Raw genomic sequence first — 18,412 nt, 5'->3', positions numbered from 1 at the left:
GCAGTATTTGTCTTTAGAGAATTGACGGCTGGTGAAAGTCAATCAAATCTGCTTCTGAACTCGCCTCAGAGTTGCAGTTGCGTTAAAGCTTCTGTCGCATGTCTGCGTTAAAGATATTAAGTGAGCGTACGAACAGCATGTAGCATGTTACGCTAACAAGGGTGGTACCGCGGGAACCAAAAAATCTCTCGTCCCTTTCCAGGGATGAGGGTTTTTTGTTGATTTTAGAAAAATCTGAATTCTTGCAGTGGTCATCTAAGCAGATAAAGCCGTACATATTAAAGGAGGTTTTCACATTGAGTTTTCAGCATCGGGAAATTGAAAAGAAGTGGCAGGATTATTGGCTGACACATAAAACATTCGCCACATCTGACTCGGAAGATAAACCGAAGTTTTATGCACTTGATATGTTTCCATATCCATCAGGAGCAGGGCTTCATGTCGGGCACCCTGAGGGCTATACAGCAACGGATATTCTATCACGCATGAAACGTATGCAGGGATATGATGTTCTTCATCCAATGGGATGGGACGCATTTGGTCTCCCGGCAGAACAGTATGCACTTGATACAGGAAATGACCCGGCGGCCTTTACAGAAGAGAACATCAATAACTTCCGCCGCCAAATTCAATCACTAGGGTTCTCGTATGATTGGGATCGAGAAATTAACACGACAGATCCGAATTACTACAAATGGACACAATGGATTTTCTTAAAATTGTACGAAAAAGGATTGGCCTATATTGATGAAGTACCAGTGAACTGGTGCCCAGCGCTTGGCACAGTGCTTGCAAATGAAGAAGTCATTGATGGAAAAAGTGAACGCGGAGGCCATCCTGTTGAAAGACGTCCTATGAAGCAGTGGATGCTAAAGATTACAGCATATGCGGACAGGCTGTTAGAAGATTTAGAGGACATTGATTGGCCTGAAAGCATCAAAGATATGCAACGTAACTGGATCGGACGCTCTGAAGGTGCGCACGTTCATTTTGAAGTAGAAGGACATGACGAACAGTTTACGGTTTTCACAACGCGTCCTGATACACTATTTGGCGCAACATATGCAGTGCTTGCACCAGAGCATGCACTTGTTGAAAAAATTACATCAGATGCTCAAAAAGAAGCTGTCAAAGCGTATATCAAAGAGATTCAATCAAAGAGTGACTTAGAGCGGACAGATCTTGCTAAAACGAAGACAGGTATTTTCACTGGAGCGTATGCCATCAATCCTTTAAATGGTGAAAAGATGCCGATCTGGATTGCCGATTACGTGCTGGCGACTTATGGAACTGGAGCCATTATGGCGGTTCCTGCCCATGATGAACGTGACTATGAATTCGCCAAAACCTTTGATCTTCCAATTAAAGAAGTTGTAGAAGGCGGAGACATTGAAAAAGAAGCCTACACAGGTGATGGAAAGCACATTAACTCTGATTTCCTAAATGGCTTAGGAAAAGAAGAAGCGATTGAAAAAGCGATTGCATGGCTTGAAGAACATCAAAAAGGTGAAAAGAAAGTCACATATCGTTTAAGAGACTGGCTGTTCAGCCGTCAGCGCTACTGGGGTGAGCCGATTCCAATCATTCATTGGGAGGACGGAACATCTTCAGCTGTTTCAGAAGAAGAGCTTCCACTGATCTTGCCTAAGACGACAGAGATTAAGCCAAGTGGTACAGGTGAATCACCATTAGCCAATATTAAAGACTGGGTTGAGGTTGTAGATCCTGTTACAGGTAAAAAAGGCCGCCGCGAAACGAATACAATGCCGCAATGGGCAGGCAGCTGCTGGTATTTCTTACGTTATATTGATCCTCATAACACAGAAGAGCTTGCCTCTCCTGAGAAGCTGAAGAAATGGCTTCCAGTTGATGTGTATATCGGCGGAGCAGAACACGCTGTACTGCATCTTCTATATGCACGCTTCTGGCATAAGTTCTTGTATGATATCGGTGTTGTTCCAACAAAAGAACCTTTCATGAAATTGTTCAACCAAGGTATGATTCTTGGGGAAAACAATGAAAAAATGAGTAAATCAAAAGGAAATGTGGTCAACCCAGATGATATCGTAGAATCTCATGGTGCGGATACATTACGACTTTATGAAATGTTCATGGGACCTTTAGATGCGTCAATTGCTTGGTCTGAAACAGGACTTGATGGCGCTCGTCGTTTCCTTGATCGTGTATGGCGTCTCTTTACAAATGAAGATGGCTCACTCAGTGATAAAGTGACAGAGCAATCTGGCGGCGCATTAGAACGCAGCTATCATGAAACAGTCATGAAGGTAACGGATCATTATGAAGGCTTGCGTTTCAATACAGGCATTTCACAATTAATGGTGTTTATCAACGATGCCTATAAGGCGGATACACTGCCGAAAGAATATGCAGAAGGCTTTGTAAAGCTTCTTTCTCCAATTGCACCGCATTTAGCAGAAGAGCTTTGGAATAAACTTGGTCATGAAGGATCTATTTCTTATGAAGCATGGCCTCAATATGATGAGTCAAAGCTTGTCGACGATGAAGTAGAAATTGTCGTACAGCTTAACGGTAAAGTAAAAGCAAAATTAACCGTTCCTGCTGATGCAACAAGGGAGCAGTTAGAAGAGCTCGCGAAAAATGATGCACGTGTAAAAGAACAGCTTGAAGGGAAAACCATTCGTAAAGTGATTGCAGTTCCTGGGAAGCTTGTCAATATTGTTGCGAACTAATGATGACACCCATCGGTATGAACCGATGGGTGTTCTTTATTTCCCGGGACATAATTTTGTCGAAAACAAGGTGATTCCCGCATCGGTCTCGTATTTTAACAGGTGATCAAGAAAATGAGGAGTGACGTCAATGGAAAAGGAAAGCAAACGTGAACAACTGCTCAGTCTGTTAGGAGAAATGCCAGAACGTCATCGCGTGGAGGCTTATACGTTAAAAATGGAGGAACGTGAATCATATGTAGTGGAAACACTCATTCTCTCCATGAATGGTGTAGAGGAAGTACCTGCTTATTTCGTGAAACCGAAGGATACAGTGAAAAAAAGACCCGTTGTGCTGTTCCAGCACTCTCATGGCGGGAATTACGTGAATGGGAAGGAAGAGCTGTTAAAGGGAGCCCATTATTTGCAAGAGCCTTCATATGCAAAAGAGTTTACATCAAAAGGATATAGTGTACTGGCCATTGATCATGCAGGGTTTGGTGAGAGAAGAGGAAGAACAGAAAGTGAAATTTTTAAGGAAATGCTTTTAACAGGAAAAGTGATGTGGGGCATGATGCTGTATGAAAGTATGTGTGCGATTGATTATTTGCTGTCTCGATCTGATGTGCTGGCGGACAGGTTAGCTGTCTTTGGGATGTCAATGGGCGGTCTTCTTTCCTGGTGGACGGCTGCACTTGATGAGAGGGTCAGTGTGTGTATTGATCTTTGCGCACAGGTGGACCATCATACATTAATTGAAACGAACAATTTGGACAGACATGGCTTTTATTACTATGTACCGAGTTTGGCGAAGCATTTTACAGCAGCGGACATTCAAGAAATGATTTTTCCAAGACCGCATTTAAGCTTAGTTGGAAAACTTGATCAGCTCACGCCTGCTGAAGGCGTTGGAAGGATTCAAAAGGTATTGAGTCAAACCTATGAAGCTGCTTCATTGAAAGAACGATATCAGCTTACCCGTCTTCATGCAGGTCATTTTGAAACAGCCGCTATGCGTCACGAGGCGACACGATTTTTGAAAAAGTGGCTGTAATCAAGAAACGCTTGGACATACTACGTCAAAAGAAAGGAGGAGACTAGATGAAAAAAATCACCATCATTGGCGGATGCGGTGTGATTGGACGTATTTTAACAAAAGTGCTCTCTACTGAGTACAGCGTCACGATTATTGATCTAACGAGCTGTGTAGAAGGAGTCATTTTAGCCGATGCAGCGAATGAACAGAATGTATATGAGGCAATTCCGCGGGATACAGATGTCATTTTGCATCTTCTAAACATGGACATGACGCATGATGTGATGGATCATGAAGAATTTGCAAAAATGACTGATATTTTTTGGAGGAGTACCTATTATATGTTTCGTTCAGCCGCCCGGCATGGCATACGAAAAGTCATTTTTGCAAGCAGCAACCATGTGACGGATCGTTATGAAGAGGATGGACGCTCCTTACTTGGACGGCAGATTACAACTGACGATGTGCCTGCGACTAAAAATGTCTATGGCATTTTAAAGTTTGCTTCCGAACAGCTGGGACGTTTGTTCCACGATCAATCGGGAATGTCTGTCATCAATTTAAGAATTGGAACAGTTGTAACAGATGAGATGAAGGCATTGCACAAAAAGCAAAGAACAAAAAGAACTCTGCTGTCACATGAGGATCTTACAGGTATGATAAAGGCAGCGATTGAATCGGATATTCCCTTTGGGACCTATTATGCTGTATCAGAGAATGAAGAAAAGCCGTGGTCTACTGAGAAAACGAAGCTGGAGTTAGGCTATGAACCAGATGTCAATACGACGGAAATCCTCGAAGAAAATGGTCGAGCATAAGGCATAATCATGTCATGAGTTAATGATCTTATTCTTTTGTTTCATGAGCACAAAAGCACGGCTGATATGATCTATCCAGTTGGTCTGTCAAAATGATTATAGACGCTTTCTTCCCCCGTTTGTTACATTTTAATCACGATATCGTCACAGGCTGCAGCTTACTTTCAGATGAAATGATAACGCTTTCAAAGAAAGGGCGTGATGAACATAGATCGTTCTATTAAAGACCGATTGTTCAATTTATTTAATTACTCTTTTCTACTCATGTTCGCATTAATATGTGTGCTTCCGTTCATCCATGTCATTGCTGCCTCTTTTGCAACAGTAGAAGAGGTCATCACGAAGAAGTTTATCTTGTTCCCGACGACGTTTTCTCTAGAGGCATATCGATATATTTTTTCTACAGATATTGTGTATCGCAGTCTCATTGTGTCCATTCTTGTGACGCTTGTTGGAACAGCTGTCAGCATGTTTTTGTCCTCGCTTATGGCATACGGTCTGTCTCGACAGGAGCTAAAAGGCCGGAGAACACTGATGTTTCTCGTTGTTTTCACGATGCTGTTTAGCGGGGGTATGATTCCGACGTTTATTGTGGTGAAAACACTTGGTCTGCTTGATACCTATTGGTCACTTATTCTTCCGGTTGCAATCAATGCGTTCAACTTAATCATTTTGAAAAACTTCTTTCAAAACATACCGGCAAGCCTTGAGGAATCAGCGAAGATGGACGGTTGTAACGATTTAGGGATTTTCTTTAAAATTGTGCTCCCACTTTCTTTGCCTGCCATTGCAACCATTTCACTTTTTTATGCTGTGACGTATTGGAATACGTACATGACCGCCATTTTGTATTTAAATGATTCAGTGAAGTGGCCGATTCAGGTGCTGCTGAGACAGATTGTCATTGTCTCAAGCGGAATGCAGGGAGATATGTCGGATATGGGCTCATCCACACCACCGCCAGACCAGACGATTAAAATGGCTGTCATTGTTGTGGCAACCATTCCGGTTCTGCTTGTCTATCCATTTATTCAAAAGCATTTCAACAAAGGGGCATTACTAGGTTCTGTAAAGGGTTAAAAAGATGGAACAACGGAGGGATCTTATGGGGAGAAAGAAATTATGGCTGATTGCGTTTGTCCTGTTATTTGCAGCAAGCGGAATTTTGTCAGCCTGTTCAAGTAAAGGGGCAAACTCATCAGATGAGAAGGTTGATTTAGACAAAAAGGTAAAGCTGACATGGATGGCGATTTTATATCATCAGCAGCCGCCGAAGGATTCCGTTTTAAAAGAGATTGAGAAGCTCACAAATACAGAGCTTGATATTACATGGGTGCCTGATGCAGTGAAGGAAGATCGTTTAAACTCCGCACTTGCAGCAGGGAATTTGCCGCAAATTGTGACGATTCAAGACATTAAAAATTCGTCTGCGATTAATGCGTTCAGATCAGGCATGTTTTGGGAAGTCGGTCCGTATTTAAAGGATTATCCAAATTTAAGTAAGATGAACGAACTGATTAATAAAAACGCCTCTATAGACGGTAAGCTTTATGGCATCTATAGAGAAAGACCACTTTCAAGACAAGGGATTGTCATTCGAAAGGATTGGCTTGAAAATTTAAATTTGGATACACCAAAAACATTGGATGATTTGTATGAAGTAGCCAAAGCCTTTACGGAAAAAGACCCGAATCAAAACGGAAAAGCCGATACAATTGGCTTTACGGATCGTAACGATTTAATTTATGGCGCATTTAAAACACTTGGTTCATATGAAGGAATGCCGACAGACTGGAAAGAAGAAAACGGGAAATTCACGCCGGACTTTATGACAGATGAGTACATGAATACAATGAAATACATGAAAAAGCTGCGCGACAATGGCTATATCAACAAAGACTTCCCAGTGACAAGCAAAACACAGCAGCAGGAATTATTCTCACAAGGAAAATCAGGTATCTATGTTGGAAATATGGTAGATGCCGTGAACCTGCGAGATGATGCGACAGATAAAAACATGAAAGTAGATATTATCAACCGAATCAAAGGCCCAGATGGCAAAGAACGTGTGTGGGCATCAGGGGGGCATAATGGCATCTTCGCATTCCCTAAAACAAGCGTGAAATCAGAGGCGGAATTAAAGCGGATTTTGGCCTTCTTTGACCGTATTGCCGAAGAAGATGTATATGGTCTCATGACGTACGGTATAGATGGCAAGCATTATAAGAAAGAAGAAGGAAATACATTTGTCAGGGAAGAAAGCCAAGTGAAAGACTGGCAGACAGATGTACAGCCGCTTGTCAGTCTTGTAGGAATTGATAAACGTTACTTGAAAAATAAAGGGGATGCAGTTCGTTCTAAATATGAAGAGCTAGAAGAAGACAATCAAAACATCATTGTTGCCAACCCTGCTGAAAGCCTTTATTCAGAAACAGCATCAGAGCGTGGAAACGAATTGAAGAAAATCATCGATGATGCGACGTATAAGTTCATTCTTGGAGACATCAGTGAAGATCAATTTCAGAAGGATGTAGAGAAGTGGAAATCCAATGGTGGGAATAAAATCATAGAAGAATATGAAGCTTCCTTTAAAAAATCAAAATGACCAATAGGAACACCCCCGCAAAGCAAAAAAGCGGGGGTGTTTTCATTAAAAGTCGAAGTTATCTGGATCTGGACCGATACGTTTGTTTTCATTTAAGTCAGAAAGACGTTTCATATCTTCATCAGATAAGACAAAATCAAATATATCAGCGTTTTCCTTTAAACGATGTGCTTTCGTTGATTTTGGGATGGTGATGATACCTTTTTGTACATCCCAGCGCAAAATAATTTGAGCAGGTGTTTTACCGTATGTGTCTGCGAGCTCTGTGATCAGCGGGTGATGCAGTAGTTCACCCTGCATCAGCGGTGACCAAGCTTCCATTTGAATGCCATGAGAGTTCAAATAGGTAGAGAGTGTTTCCTGCGTTAGCTTTGGATGAAATTCTACTTGGTTGATCGCTGGTTTGATGTCTGCATCTTTTAATAGCTCGTCTAGGTGATGCGGCTGGAAGTTGCTCACTCCGATGGCTCTGACCTTTCCTTCACGATACAAGGTTTCCAGTGCACGCCAAGCTTCTTTGTATTTTCCTTCAACCGGCCAATGGATTAAATACAGATCAAGGTAGTCAAGCTGAAGCTTTTTTAAGCTTTCTTCGTATGCATTTAGAGTAGATTCATATCCTAAATCGGCATTCCACACTTTTGAGGTGACAAAGATATCCTCACGGTGCAGTCCTGTTTCTGCTAAACCAAGCTGTATGCCTCGTCCAACACCTTCTTCATTTCCGTAAATAGCCGCTGTATCAATACTGCGATAGCCTAATTGAATGGCTGTTTTGACAGCATCAACTAATTCTGCTCCATCTTCTACCTTGAATACACCAAGGCCAAAGCCTGGCATGAGAACCCCATTGTTTAATGTTTTTGTACTTTGTAAATGTTCCATCATAAAAACTCCTTTAAATGGTTTGTGTTTGTTCTTTTTGTTCTATTTGATAACTGATCATCGTAAGAATCGCTGCGATGAGGACCATGATGCCGCCGACCCAGCCTGTATGCACAAGCCCAAGTGTATCTGTCACGATGCCGCCTAAAAATGAGCCAATAGCAATACCGGCATTAAAGGCAGCGATATTCATAGCAGATGCGACGTCGACCGCTCCAGGTGTGTATCTTTCTGCAAAATCAACGACGGCTACTTGCAGCCCAGGCACATTCATGAAAGCAAACAGCCCCATCAGCATGACGGTTCCAATGCCTAACACTGTGAATCCTGCAGTGAAGCTAAGGATAAACAAGATGATGCTTTGGATGATAAACATATAGATCAGTGCTTTCATTGGCTGTTCATTAGCAGCTTTTCCGCCAATGACATTTCCGGCTGCGATCGTGATTCCGTATAAAAGCAGGATCAAGGCCACAGCCCCAGGCGCAAGACCTGTCACATGCTGCAAGAGAGGAGATAAATACGTGAAGACGACAAAGGTTCCTCCATACCCTGTGGCTGTAATGACAAATAAAAGCAAAATTCTTTTTGTTTTTAATAGGACAGCTTGATCTTTAAAAGATGTTTTCACACCCTGCTTTAATTCAGACGGAACAAGAAAATAGTTGGAAATCAGTGCAATTAGACCAATGATCACAATCACACCAAATGATGTCCGCCAGCCGAGCTCATGACCAAGAAATGTCCCGAATGGCACACCTGTCACAGTCGCTACTGTTAAACCAGTGAACATAAAGGCAATCGCGCTTGCCCGTTTTTCTTTCACGACAAGGCTTGCAGCAATCGTAGAACCGATGGACATGAAGATTCCATGGGACAAGGCTGAAATCACCCGGCCGATTAACAGCACTGAAAAAGTCGGGGCAACGGTGGCAAGTGTATTACCAATCAAAAAGACGAGCATAATGAGCAAAAGCAATGTCTTTCTTTTCATCGTGGAAGTAAGGGAAGTCAAAATAGGCGCACCAAATGTCACACCAAGTGCATATAAAGAGACAGTCCAGCCCGCCTGACTGACGCTCACTCCAAAGTCTTCTGAGATCATTGGCAAAAGACCGACACTAATGAACTCAGTTGTTCCTATAGCAAAAGCACTAATCGCTAGTGCGAGAAGAGCAAAATGGTTTTGCTTTTTCTTCATAAGTAAGTTCACATCCTTCTGTGATGACATTTTGATAGACGAAGCCGATCGGCAAGAGTTATTATCTAACATAGATGACGAAAAAAAAAGTACGTACTTTTTTGTAATATAGGTACTAAAAAGTGCCTGTTCGTACAAAGAGGAGTGAACATTCGATGGAAAAGAAAAAATATAATATCTCTGTGGAAGCAACGCTTGAGGTCATAGGCGGGAAGTGGAAGTGTGTGATTTTATGTCATTTGACACACGGGAAAAAACGGACGAGCGAATTGAAGCGGCTCATGCCAAACATCACACAAAAAATGCTCACGCAGCAGCTGAGAGAGCTTGAAAGTGATGGGGTCATTAATCGAATTGTCTATGAACAGGTGCCGCCTAAAGTGGAATATGAATTAAGTGAATACGGACAGTCGCTCGAAAGAATTCTCAATGCGCTATGCGATTGGGGGGCAGCTCATATTGAACGTGTGTATGGAGAGCCGCTTTCCGTGCTGGAAGACAGCATCTTAAATGAACAGTTTAAATAAAAGAGTCCCGCTTTCTTGTGAGAGCGGGACTCTTTGTCTTACATGCCTTTTTTCTGGTCGCGGTATTTCCCAGGAGTAGTACCTTCCAGCTTTTTGAAGGACCGGATGAAATTTTGCGGGTTTTTATATTTCAGTTTTTCCGAAATTTCTTTGACGGACATATCGGTTTCTACTAGCCAGTTTTTAGCGACATGGTGTCTGTAGGAAGAGAGATACTCACTAAAGGAGATATCCATTTCCTTTCTGAAAATGCTGCTTAAATAATTGGGATTGTAATGCAGACGTGTGGCGATTTCATCCAATGTGAGATCTGAGTCGAATTCTTGATGAATAATATGAATGATTTTTTCTGAGATGTTTTTGTATTGTGAGTCTTCACGTGCAGCAAGCTGGTCAATAATTGGCCGGATGATCTCATGTTTGAGCCATGCTTCCGTATCTTCAAAGGTTTTAAATTCAAAAATCGTATCATAGAGCATTTTGTTATCTTCGACCTCAAATAATTCAATGCCCAGCAAATGCATCAGCTCAATTAAATTGTTTAAAAAACGAGCGAGGGCAATATGATATTCGTGCGGTCCTGCATTTTTAGAGAAAATGGATTGCAGGAGCACATGTAAATAGTGATCCGCTTTGCCTTGATCGCCAGCTTTCATCGCATCAAATAAATCATGCTGCAGCTGCTTTGGAAAATGGGTTTTGAACGTCTTTCCTTGCTGGATATGCTCATATAAGATAATGGACTTTTTCTCTGCTTTGAGTCTGTATTTTAAGGCTTCTTTTCCTTCAATGTAAGCATGTTTTGCCATCGTGAGTTCCTTAAACTGACGGCTGATCCCAATGCTGATCGATAAACCGAGCTCTTCTTCAATACGCTGCTGAATGCTTTCTGCTAATTGATTTAAATATTCAGTAAACTCTTCATCTGACTTTGAGTGGTTGAGGATAATCGTTGTTTGATGCTGATTGACAACGGTTGGCTGAAGGTGCTCCTCTTGCGGAATAATCTGCTCGATCAGTCCATTGATCGCAAATAAAAGCAAGTCAGCATCTTTTTTTTCATAAGGTGTTCCTTTTAATGTATCGATTTGGGTCACAAGCATGGACAAATGAGACCAGCCCTGAGGAAAGCCTAAGCTTTGGAACCGGTTGTTTACTTCTTCATCTGTCAGCTTTCCAAGCAGCAGCCGTACCATAAAGTATTGCTGTAAGTGTGTCACTTGTTGCTCAATCCGTTCCTCTAAATCATTGTTTTGATCTTTCATTTGTTTAATACTCGATTCAATCAACTCAAATTCATTTTGAAAAGGCTGTTTTTGCAAAAATGATTCATTGCGTGCAAATGACTCGTATAATAAGCGGATTGGTTTATAAAAATGTCTAGAACCAAACCATGAAAATAGTAATGAAAGCGCTAACAAAATAGAGCAGATAATAAAGGTAATCCACCCAATTGATTTCGTTTGCTGTTTAAGTTCTGGAATAGAAACAAAGGATAGGTACGTCCATTCATTATAATCTGATTTTTGAAATGTGATTTGATAGTTGAGTTCGTCGACCTTCATATCAAATTGGCCTGATCGTTTTTCAAGTGAGAGCACATGTTTGACGATATCTTGATGTTTCAGCGATTCACCAATTTGTTCTTTGCGATTATGTAGCAGCACTTTTCCGTTTGTATCGATGACAAACATACTATCCGATTGAGAGAAGTCAGGCATGTTATCAGCAATTACGCAGCTTGGAATGCTGGCGACAGCGATTCCCTTTTTTTGAACGCTGTTCATAGGCAGTTGTTTGATTAAATTCACATTGTACTTGCAAAAGGATGCTTTTCCTTCTTTGGTTGCAACAAGTGGATTATTCTCTTCAAGTGCCCAGCTGGAGTGACTTGGTATATTGAGGTAAGAGGTCAGCGCTTTTTCTTGGTCTTCGCTTGTGACATGATAAAGCCCCGAATTGTTCATGTACCAGTCTTCCATTTTACTGACGAGTGTAATATTGGAAAGGTCGGTGTCAAAGGTTTGCAGGTAGTTCAGTTCCTGCTGTACTTGATTATAAAGCTGGAATTGGTCTGGATTTAAAGGTTCTGCCAGTGTTTGAAGGAGAGGCGGCGAACTGACATAGTGAGTGAGAGAATGATCAACAGTTTTTAAAATATGCTCAATATTGGATTGCGTTTGTTTAACGCTGTCGAGCTTTTCATTTGAGATATTTTCAAGTGCTGTTTTTTGCGAATGCTGATAAGAAAAAATGCCGACAATGATAACAGGAATCGTACTAAGTATGAAAAAAAACGTCACTAGCTTGTAATAAAATTTGTACTGCCTTCTTTTCATAAAACCCCCCATTTCAAACGAAACAATCTTTTCCCCTTAATTTATTAATCCAAAAATCTGGTAGGTTTGTCAATAATCATTTTCTGAGATTAGGATCATTTTCTTATGTTTTATGTAACGTTTTGATCAGCATCACCTATGAAAATATGATCTGTTGATATGATTGTAGACGGATTTTTCATCCTTAAGATACAGTTAACACATGCATTAGCATGAGGGGAGGCTTTATCAATGAAAACAGAGGATGTCACTGCCAAGGGTGTGCCTGCGGCAGCTTTGAAAAGTGAAAAAAGAAAGCGCTTACTTAATCAATTGCTTAGTCAAAAGTTTTTGTATTTAATGATTTTGCCGGGGCTCATTTATTTTATTGTTTTTAAATATGTGCCAATGTGGGGGCTCATCATTGCCTTTCAAGATTACCAGCCGTTTCTCGGCATTCTTGGCAGTGAGTGGGTTGGCTTCAAACACTTTATTCGATTGTTTACAGAACCAACATTTTTCATCTTATTAAAAAATACGCTGATTTTATTTGCCATGAATGTCGTGATTTTCTTTCCAATTCCGATCTTATTAGCCCTTCTTTTAAATGAAGTGAGATTGGCATTGTTTAAGAAATTTGTACAGACGATGATTTATATCCCTCACTTCATGTCATGGGTAATTGTCGTGTCCTTATCTTTTGTTTTGTTAACAGTAGATGGCGGGTTAATTAATGAATTGATTGCTTTCTTTGGAGGAGAAAAGATTAACTTCCTTCTTAGTCAGGAATGGTTTAGACCGATGTACATTTTACAGGTAATCTGGCGGGAAGCAGGATGGTCAACAATCATTTACCTTGCGGCGATTACAGCGGTAGATCCCCAGCTATATGAAGCAGCAAAAATGGATGGGGCCGGGAGACTGAGACAAATGTGGCACATCACACTTCCTGCCATTAAAAGTGTCATTGTGGTTCTGCTTATTTTAAAAATCGGTGATACGCTTGAGCTTGGCTTTGAGCATGTCTATCTATTACTGAACGCAACGAACCGGGAAGTAGCAGAGATTTTTGATACGTACGTTTATACAGCAGGTCTTAAGCAAGGACAATTCAGCTATAGTACCGCTGTTGGTTTATTTAAAGCAGCCGTTGGACTTATTTTGGTCATGCTGGCAAACCGTTTAGCGAAGAAATTCGGGGAAGAAGGTATTTATTAAAAAGGGAGATGAGGAAGAATGACATTATCAATTGAAAAGGGATCACCACTTGAGCATGCAGAGAAATTAGCACAAACCATTATGAAAGCGTATACACCGATTGAGCTCCCGCCAGCTGGAAGATGGCATTATCATCAAGGGGTTTTCCTTTGCGGTGTCATGAAGCTATATGAGGCAACAGGGAACGAGGCGTATTTCGATTATGTGAAAAACTATGCGGACTCACTCATTGATGAGTACGGAAATTTATTATTTCGCAGGGATGAGCTTGATGCCATTCAAGCAGGACTCATTTTATTCCCTCTTTACGAACGAACGAGAGAGAAACGGTATGTGCTGGCGGCGGAGAAGCTGCGCGGACTTTATCGTACGCTAAACCGCACGTCTGAGGGCGGATTTTGGCATAAAGACAATTATGCTTATCAAATGTGGCTCGATGGTCTCTACATGGGCGGTCCTTTTGCCTTAAAGTATGCTCAGCTTAAAGGTGAAGAGTCACTAGTGGATATGGTCATTCATCAAGAGCATCTCATGAGAAAGCATACGAAAGATGAACAAACAGGTCTGTATTATCACGCGTGGGATGAACGAAAAACGATGCCATGGGCTGATCAAAAGACCGGCTGTTCCCCAGAGTTTTGGGCAAGATCGTTTGGCTGGTATGTCCTTGCATTAGCAGATATGATCGAGGATCTGCCCGAGCATCATGAAAGGCGGAAGGTGTGGAAGGAAACGCTGACAGACATGCTGGAAAGTGTGGCAAAGTACCAGGATCAAAAGACAGGTCTCTGGCATCAAATCATTGATAAAGGAAATCACAGTGACAATTGGCTTGAAAGCTCGGGGTCGTGTTTATTCATGTACGCTATGGCAAAGGCCATGAATGAAGGGTATGTGAGCCTCCGTTATGTTGATCATGTGGTCAGAGCATATCAAGGCTTGATTCAGCATAAGACGGCTGAGAAAGAAAATGGTGATTTTATCATCAATGATATTTGTATCGGAACATCTGCGGGATTTTATGATTACTACGTTGGAAGAGAGCGGAGCACAAATGACTTGCACGGGGCAGGCGCTTTTATTATGGCGTTAACTGAGCTAGAAAAGCTGTTTGTTTTTCAAAAGGCATGAGGAGGCAAAAAAGAGCCGCCGTATGGCTCATCAGTTTCATCGCTGCCATTTGTTTATCTGCCTGTCAGGGGAAAACAAACGGGATCGATGTCCTGATTTTTTCTGATATGTCAAAGGGAATGAAGGATCAATTAGTGGAGAAGGCTTTTCAGCCGAAACAAGAGACTTATAGCGTCCACATCTTTTCGGCGATTCCTGAAAAGCTTCTTGTTGAAATTACCTCAAAAGAGGGGGACGTGATGCTTGTTCCGGAAGAAATGTTTAGAACGTATGATGATCCTGACAGCTTTCAGCTGCTGGAAGAGATGGAAATAGGCGATCAAGCAGCAGGACCATATACGGTCGAGGACAAAAAGACAGGGAAAACGGTCGATTATGCAGTTCAAATCAATAAAGGAAAGAAAAAACTCAACGGCTATACCTTTCAATTACATCGAGATATGGTCGCTTTCATTCCCGTGTATGCTGATAAGACGGAAGAGGCGCTGTCTCTCATGAAACAGCTTCGTGAAAACCAATAGAAAATGGGGTGGGGAATGTGAAACGGGTCGTGATTTGCGGGCTGAGCCATCGTGCGTTCAATATGTTTATTCAACCGCTCATTGAGGATTTCAATGAGCATTATCGGATTACAGGGCTCCTAGATATAGATCATCAGCGGTATATACTTTGTCAGGAGCGTTTTCCGTCACTCCGGGGCGTTTCGTTTTTTCATGAAGATGCATTTGATCAGATGGTCAAAGAAACAAAACCAGATATCGTCATTGTGGCAGGCAGGGATGACACACATGTCACATATATCATGCAGGCACTTGACCATGATCTAGATGTCATCACTGAAAAGCCGATGGTGACAACAGCAAAAGACGCCAAAAAAGTGATGGAAAAAGAGGCGGAAAGTAAAGGGAAGGTCACGGTCACCTTTAATTATCGCTACAATCCTTTCCATCGAAAGGTAAAAGAACTGATTCTAGACGGGAAAATTGGAAGGGTCACATCTGTTGAACTGAGCTGGCTTATTGATACATATCATGGTGCTAGTTATTTCAAAAGGTGGAACCGTACACGTCAATTTTCTGGCGGACTGTCTATTCATAAGTCGACGCATCATTTTGATCTGGTCAACTGGTGGATTGATCAAAAGCCGAAGCAAGTATTTGCCTACGGGGCGCTGAACTATTACGGCAGCGAAAGCCCTTGGAATCCCTTGCAGGGGGAGGAAAATAGATTTTGCGGAACATGTCATGTGAAGGATATATGTCACTATGAAGCAAGGTGGAATCCGCGGGTTGAGCGCTCGAAGGTGGAGGACGACCATATTGAATCCGGTCAGGAGCAAACGCAGCAGTACTCAAACTATCGCCCGGATGCGTGCATTTTTGATCAGGAAATAGATATTGAGGATACATATGTGGCGTCAGTCGCTTATGATCAAGGGGCTTTGCTCAGCTATTCGATTCAATTCTCAGCCCCATATGAAGGCTACCGTCTGGCTATTAATGGGACGAAGGGGCGTATTGAAACAAATGAGTTTCATGTCCCATCAAGAATTCCTTTTCAATTCCCAGAACAAACAATTTCTTATTACCCGATGTTTGGATCAAAGGAGACGATTGAAGTCGTAAAACAGCCAGGCGGACATGGCGGAGGAGATCCTCTGCTTTTGGCTGATTTATTTATAGGAAAAGATCCCTTGATTCACTATGACATCTTAGCAGGAGCAGAGGCTGGTGCTTATTCGATTGCTCTTGGTGAAGGCATGTGGCGCTCTGTCACAGAAAAACGCCCAATTGAAATCGATGAATTGTTTCATAAAGAGAAGGTGTAAAGAGAGAGGAGGGGAAAGAGATGGATCATGATGGTTCAATGAGCAGAATGCTGAGGATGTGTGAGTGGGTGATGAGACTCGCCTATACGAATTTGTTATGGCTTTTGTTCACCATTCTAGGGCTTGGCGTTTTTGGCTTGATGCCCGCGACCACTGCGTTATTTTCCGTGATGAGAAAGTGGATTCAAGGTCATGAGCAAGTCAATGTATTCCGCACTTTTTGGAAGGTATTCAGGGAGGAGTTTGTACGCTCTAACGTCATTGGAGTGGTGCTGTTCATCATTGGAACGATTATTTATGTCGACCTTGCTTATATCTATCCAACGAGCTGGCTCTTACATGTGCTTCGCTTTGCTATATATATTTTCGGTTTTCTGTTTATTGTGAGCTTATTTTATATTTTTCCGCTGCTGGCTCATTACGATTGGAAAAAACGTCTCTATCTGAAATTCTCTCTTCTGCTTGGTATCTCATATTTGCAATATACACTCTCTATGCTTGTTTTCTCGGCTGTGCTGTTTGTTCTGTTTGCTTATTTACCGGGAATCGTGCCGTTTTTTAGTGTGAGCATACTCGCTTACGGTCATATGTGGCTGGCCTATCAAGTCTTTAAAAAGGTAGAGTTTGAAAGTGAGCACGAGACAGCCGAAGTGAAAAAGCGGCTGCCGTCTTTCCTTCAATCAAAGCGGGTGAATACGCAGTGAAGTGAATCATTTGCTATAATGGTGTCACCGTAATGAAAAGGAGAGATGAGAGTCGTGTCAGTGAAAGAAATTTCAATAGAAGAATTAAAACAAAAGCTGGAGCAGGAAGATGCCATTCAGCTTGTCGATGTACGTGAGGATGAAGAGGTAGCAGAAGGCATGATCCCGGAAGCCATCCACATTCGAATGGGCGATATCCCTGAGAAGCTGGATGCATTCGATCAAACGCAGGAATATTATATTATTTGCCGCTCTGGTAAACGTAGTGAAAATGTCTGCTATTATCTAGAAGATCAAGGCTACCAAGCGACCAATGTCGTTGGCGGGATGCTTGCTTGGACAGGAGAAACAAAACCGAAGCTGTAAATAGAAGGCCTTTCATCTTAACGATGAAAGGTTTTTTTGTTCATATGCCTCTCTCTATGTGCATAAAGATAGAGTAGCGAGAGAAGGGAGAGTGGCATAGGTGCTAAAGGTAGCTGTATTTGATGAAGAGCATGAGAAAGATTTGCAGAGTGAAATCAATCATTTTTTAAAAGGAATGGATGACGACCAAATCATTGACATCAAGTACAATGTAGCGGTGATCTGTGAGCAGGGAGGGGAACAGCTCTACTGTTTTTCTGCACTCATTTTATATAAAAAATAGACGGCATCAAAAAAAGGACCTGCTTGAAGGGTCCTTTTACTTTGGTTAGCTGGCGTCAATATATAACCGATGCTTGTTGCAGTGAACACATTGAAAGAGGTAGCCTTGTAAGTCTCCTCCGTTGACGAGCCATTGCTTTAGGTTCTCTTTTGTTAATCCTTCGCCACTGCAAATGTCTTCGATATCCTCGGCGAGTTCTTCCTCTAGATGTTCAATCTCCTTCCAGCCGACATACTGGACGATTGCGCAAAAATCTCCGCAATGACTTAACCAATATTCTTGCTGCCACCCGCGATAGCCTGGCGTTCTGAAGATCAGCTCATCGATATATTCCTCTTGATCGACGTCATCACAGCTTGCATCGTCTTGAAAGGTTCCATTATATTTTTTAGCCGCTGATCCATCTTTAATGCACCAAGGACAAATTCCCTCCACATTTTCCACAGTATAAAAAGGACCATGGTACACATAATCTCTTTCTTTCTCACAAACAGGACATGTTGTATGCTCTTTTTTGATCACATTTAACGAAACTGGATCTGGGTTGTACTTGAACGTAGGTAACGTCATATAAACCTCCATTATGTAGAAAGTGATGATTCATCACTATTTTAAAGGAATCCTCAAGCTTACGACAATCTTAAATTGTTTATATAGAAAAAAGCCGTTCGGATGGGGACTGACCCCCGTTTTTGAGACAGGGATCAAAACACCTTTATAAAACAGCCAGTTGCCGAAACTCTTTTGGTGACTGGCTGTTTAATTTCAATTGAATTCGGATATTGTTATAATAATCAATATA

General features: G+C 41.8%; 18 protein-coding genes and 1 other annotated feature (1 of these 19 cut by a window edge). Of the genes, 13 read left to right on the top strand and 5 right to left on the bottom strand.

Annotated features, from left to right (window positions below; translation table 11 throughout):
* Positions 1-199: a binding site (T-box leader), on the top strand (it extends 30 nt beyond the left edge of the window).
* Positions 200-296: 97 nt separating this feature from the next.
* The 5 genes from leuS to BAE31_RS01645 all read left to right on the top strand — a co-directional run bounded on the left by leuS (position 297) and on the right by BAE31_RS01645 (position 7,149).
* Positions 297-2,711 carry a leucine--tRNA ligase gene (gene leuS / locus BAE31_RS01665; RefSeq protein ID WP_024424893.1) on the top strand — a complete coding sequence of 805 codons (2,415 nt, stop codon included), beginning with the start codon at positions 297-299 and terminating at the stop codon, positions 2,709-2,711.
* Positions 2,712-2,841: 130 nt separating this feature from the next.
* Positions 2,842-3,744 carry a dienelactone hydrolase family protein gene (locus tag BAE31_RS01660; RefSeq protein ID WP_076839312.1) on the top strand — a complete coding sequence of 301 codons (903 nt, stop codon included), beginning with the start codon at positions 2,842-2,844 and terminating at the stop codon, positions 3,742-3,744.
* Between the two features lie 47 nt (positions 3,745-3,791).
* A complete protein-coding gene (locus tag BAE31_RS01655) occupies positions 3,792-4,544 on the top strand; it encodes an NAD-dependent epimerase/dehydratase family protein (RefSeq protein WP_076839310.1) in 753 nt (250 codons plus the stop codon).
* Between the two features lie 219 nt (positions 4,545-4,763).
* Positions 4,764-5,624, top strand: coding sequence for a carbohydrate ABC transporter permease (locus BAE31_RS01650; RefSeq protein ID WP_095117953.1), 861 nt, complete (start codon positions 4,764-4,766; stop codon positions 5,622-5,624).
* A gap of 25 nt (positions 5,625-5,649) precedes the next feature.
* Positions 5,650-7,149, top strand: a complete 1,500-nt coding sequence (locus tag BAE31_RS01645; RefSeq protein ID WP_076839308.1) for an extracellular solute-binding protein — start codon at positions 5,650-5,652, stop codon at positions 7,147-7,149.
* 45 nt (positions 7,150-7,194) lie between these two features.
* On the opposite strand, the gene BAE31_RS01640 is transcribed toward BAE31_RS01645, so the two are convergent.
* The gene (locus tag BAE31_RS01640) at positions 7,195-8,037 is read right to left on the bottom strand and encodes an aldo/keto reductase (RefSeq protein ID WP_076839306.1); all 843 of its coding nucleotides are present in this window, start codon (positions 8,035-8,037) and stop codon (positions 7,195-7,197) included.
* A gap of 10 nt (positions 8,038-8,047) precedes the next feature.
* Complete coding sequence (locus BAE31_RS01635) at positions 8,048-9,235, bottom strand: MFS transporter (protein ID WP_326149176.1); 1,188 nt, start codon at positions 9,233-9,235, stop codon at positions 8,048-8,050.
* 155 nt (positions 9,236-9,390) lie between these two features.
* Here BAE31_RS01635 and BAE31_RS01630 point away from each other — a divergent pair, with 155 nt between their 5' ends.
* A complete protein-coding gene (locus tag BAE31_RS01630; RefSeq protein WP_003217763.1) occupies positions 9,391-9,762 on the top strand; it encodes a winged helix-turn-helix transcriptional regulator in 372 nt (123 codons plus the stop codon).
* 38 nt (positions 9,763-9,800) lie between these two features.
* Here the strand turns inward: BAE31_RS01630 and BAE31_RS01625 are convergent, their stop codons facing one another.
* On the bottom strand, positions 9,801-12,101 hold the full coding sequence (locus BAE31_RS01625) for a helix-turn-helix domain-containing protein (RefSeq protein WP_076839303.1): 2,301 nt from the start codon (positions 12,099-12,101) through the stop codon (positions 9,801-9,803).
* 231 nt (positions 12,102-12,332) lie between these two features.
* On the opposite strand from BAE31_RS01625, the gene BAE31_RS01620 reads away from it, so the two are divergent.
* The 7 genes from BAE31_RS01620 (at position 12,333) to BAE31_RS01590 (ending at position 17,610) form a co-directional block, all read left to right on the top strand.
* Positions 12,333-13,298 carry an ABC transporter permease gene (locus tag BAE31_RS01620; protein WP_041107330.1) on the top strand — a complete coding sequence of 322 codons (966 nt, stop codon included), beginning with the start codon at positions 12,333-12,335 and terminating at the stop codon, positions 13,296-13,298.
* Between the two features lie 18 nt (positions 13,299-13,316).
* Positions 13,317-14,429 carry a glycoside hydrolase family 88/105 protein gene (locus BAE31_RS01615; RefSeq protein ID WP_076839302.1) on the top strand — a complete coding sequence of 371 codons (1,113 nt, stop codon included), beginning with the start codon at positions 13,317-13,319 and terminating at the stop codon, positions 14,427-14,429.
* A complete protein-coding gene (locus BAE31_RS01610) occupies positions 14,426-14,950 on the top strand; it encodes a lipoprotein YteS (protein ID WP_076839301.1) in 525 nt (174 codons plus the stop codon). The genes BAE31_RS01615 and BAE31_RS01610 overlap by 4 nt, the downstream gene beginning before the upstream one ends.
* 17 nt (positions 14,951-14,967) lie before the next feature.
* The gene (locus BAE31_RS01605; protein WP_041107324.1) at positions 14,968-16,257 is read left to right on the top strand and encodes a Gfo/Idh/MocA family protein; all 1,290 of its coding nucleotides are present in this window, start codon (positions 14,968-14,970) and stop codon (positions 16,255-16,257) included.
* 20 nt (positions 16,258-16,277) lie between these two features.
* Entirely contained in the window at positions 16,278-16,961 is a 684-nt protein-coding gene (locus BAE31_RS01600; RefSeq protein ID WP_041107322.1) for a YesL family protein, read from the top strand.
* A gap of 54 nt (positions 16,962-17,015) precedes the next feature.
* Positions 17,016-17,327 (top strand): rhodanese-like domain-containing protein, encoded by a 312-nt coding sequence (locus BAE31_RS01595; protein WP_024424882.1) that lies wholly within the window; start codon positions 17,016-17,018, stop codon positions 17,325-17,327.
* Positions 17,328-17,427: 100 nt separating this feature from the next.
* Positions 17,428-17,610 (top strand): sporulation protein Cse60, encoded by a 183-nt coding sequence (locus BAE31_RS01590; RefSeq protein ID WP_024424881.1) that lies wholly within the window; start codon positions 17,428-17,430, stop codon positions 17,608-17,610.
* A gap of 45 nt (positions 17,611-17,655) precedes the next feature.
* Here the strand turns inward: BAE31_RS01590 and BAE31_RS01585 are convergent, their stop codons facing one another.
* Entirely contained in the window at positions 17,656-18,180 is a 525-nt protein-coding gene (locus BAE31_RS01585) for a CbrC family protein (RefSeq protein WP_076839299.1), read from the bottom strand.
* A 145-nt stretch (positions 18,181-18,325) separates the two neighbouring features.
* A complete protein-coding gene (locus tag BAE31_RS19435) occupies positions 18,326-18,385 on the bottom strand; it encodes a hypothetical protein (RefSeq protein WP_481747120.1) in 60 nt (19 codons plus the stop codon).
* Positions 18,386-18,412 lie beyond the last annotated feature (27 nt).

Source organism: Bacillus sp. I-2 (assembly GCF_001974945.1).
Lineage (GTDB): Bacteria > Bacillota > Bacilli > Bacillales > Bacillaceae > Bacillus > Bacillus safensis.
Note: the sequence above shows the minus strand (reverse complement) of the source record. Positions and strands in the feature narration are given on the sequence as shown.

Coding starts and splice junctions, on each gene's coding strand:
- BAE31_RS01600 (WP_041107322.1), top strand. CDS start 16,278: ATGGATCATGATGGTTCAATGAGCAGAATGCTGAGGATGTGTGAGTGG.
- BAE31_RS01660 (WP_076839312.1), top strand. CDS start 2,842: ATGGAAAAGGAAAGCAAACGTGAACAACTGCTCAGTCTGTTAGGAGAA.
- BAE31_RS01625 (WP_076839303.1), bottom strand. CDS start 12,101: ATGAAAAGAAGGCAGTACAAATTTTATTACAAGCTAGTGACGTTTTTT.
- BAE31_RS01645 (WP_076839308.1), top strand. CDS start 5,650: ATGGGGAGAAAGAAATTATGGCTGATTGCGTTTGTCCTGTTATTTGCA.
- BAE31_RS01640 (WP_076839306.1), bottom strand. CDS start 8,037: ATGATGGAACATTTACAAAGTACAAAAACATTAAACAATGGGGTTCTC.
- BAE31_RS01630 (WP_003217763.1), top strand. CDS start 9,391: ATGGAAAAGAAAAAATATAATATCTCTGTGGAAGCAACGCTTGAGGTC.
- BAE31_RS01655 (WP_076839310.1), top strand. CDS start 3,792: ATGAAAAAAATCACCATCATTGGCGGATGCGGTGTGATTGGACGTATT.
- BAE31_RS01635 (WP_326149176.1), bottom strand. CDS start 9,235: ATGAAGAAAAAGCAAAACCATTTTGCTCTTCTCGCACTAGCGATTAGT.
- BAE31_RS01585 (WP_076839299.1), bottom strand. CDS start 18,180: ATGACGTTACCTACGTTCAAGTACAACCCAGATCCAGTTTCGTTAAAT.
- BAE31_RS01615 (WP_076839302.1), top strand. CDS start 13,317: ATGACATTATCAATTGAAAAGGGATCACCACTTGAGCATGCAGAGAAA.
- BAE31_RS01610 (WP_076839301.1), top strand. CDS start 14,426: ATGAGGAGGCAAAAAAGAGCCGCCGTATGGCTCATCAGTTTCATCGCT.
- BAE31_RS01620 (WP_041107330.1), top strand. CDS start 12,333: ATGAAAACAGAGGATGTCACTGCCAAGGGTGTGCCTGCGGCAGCTTTG.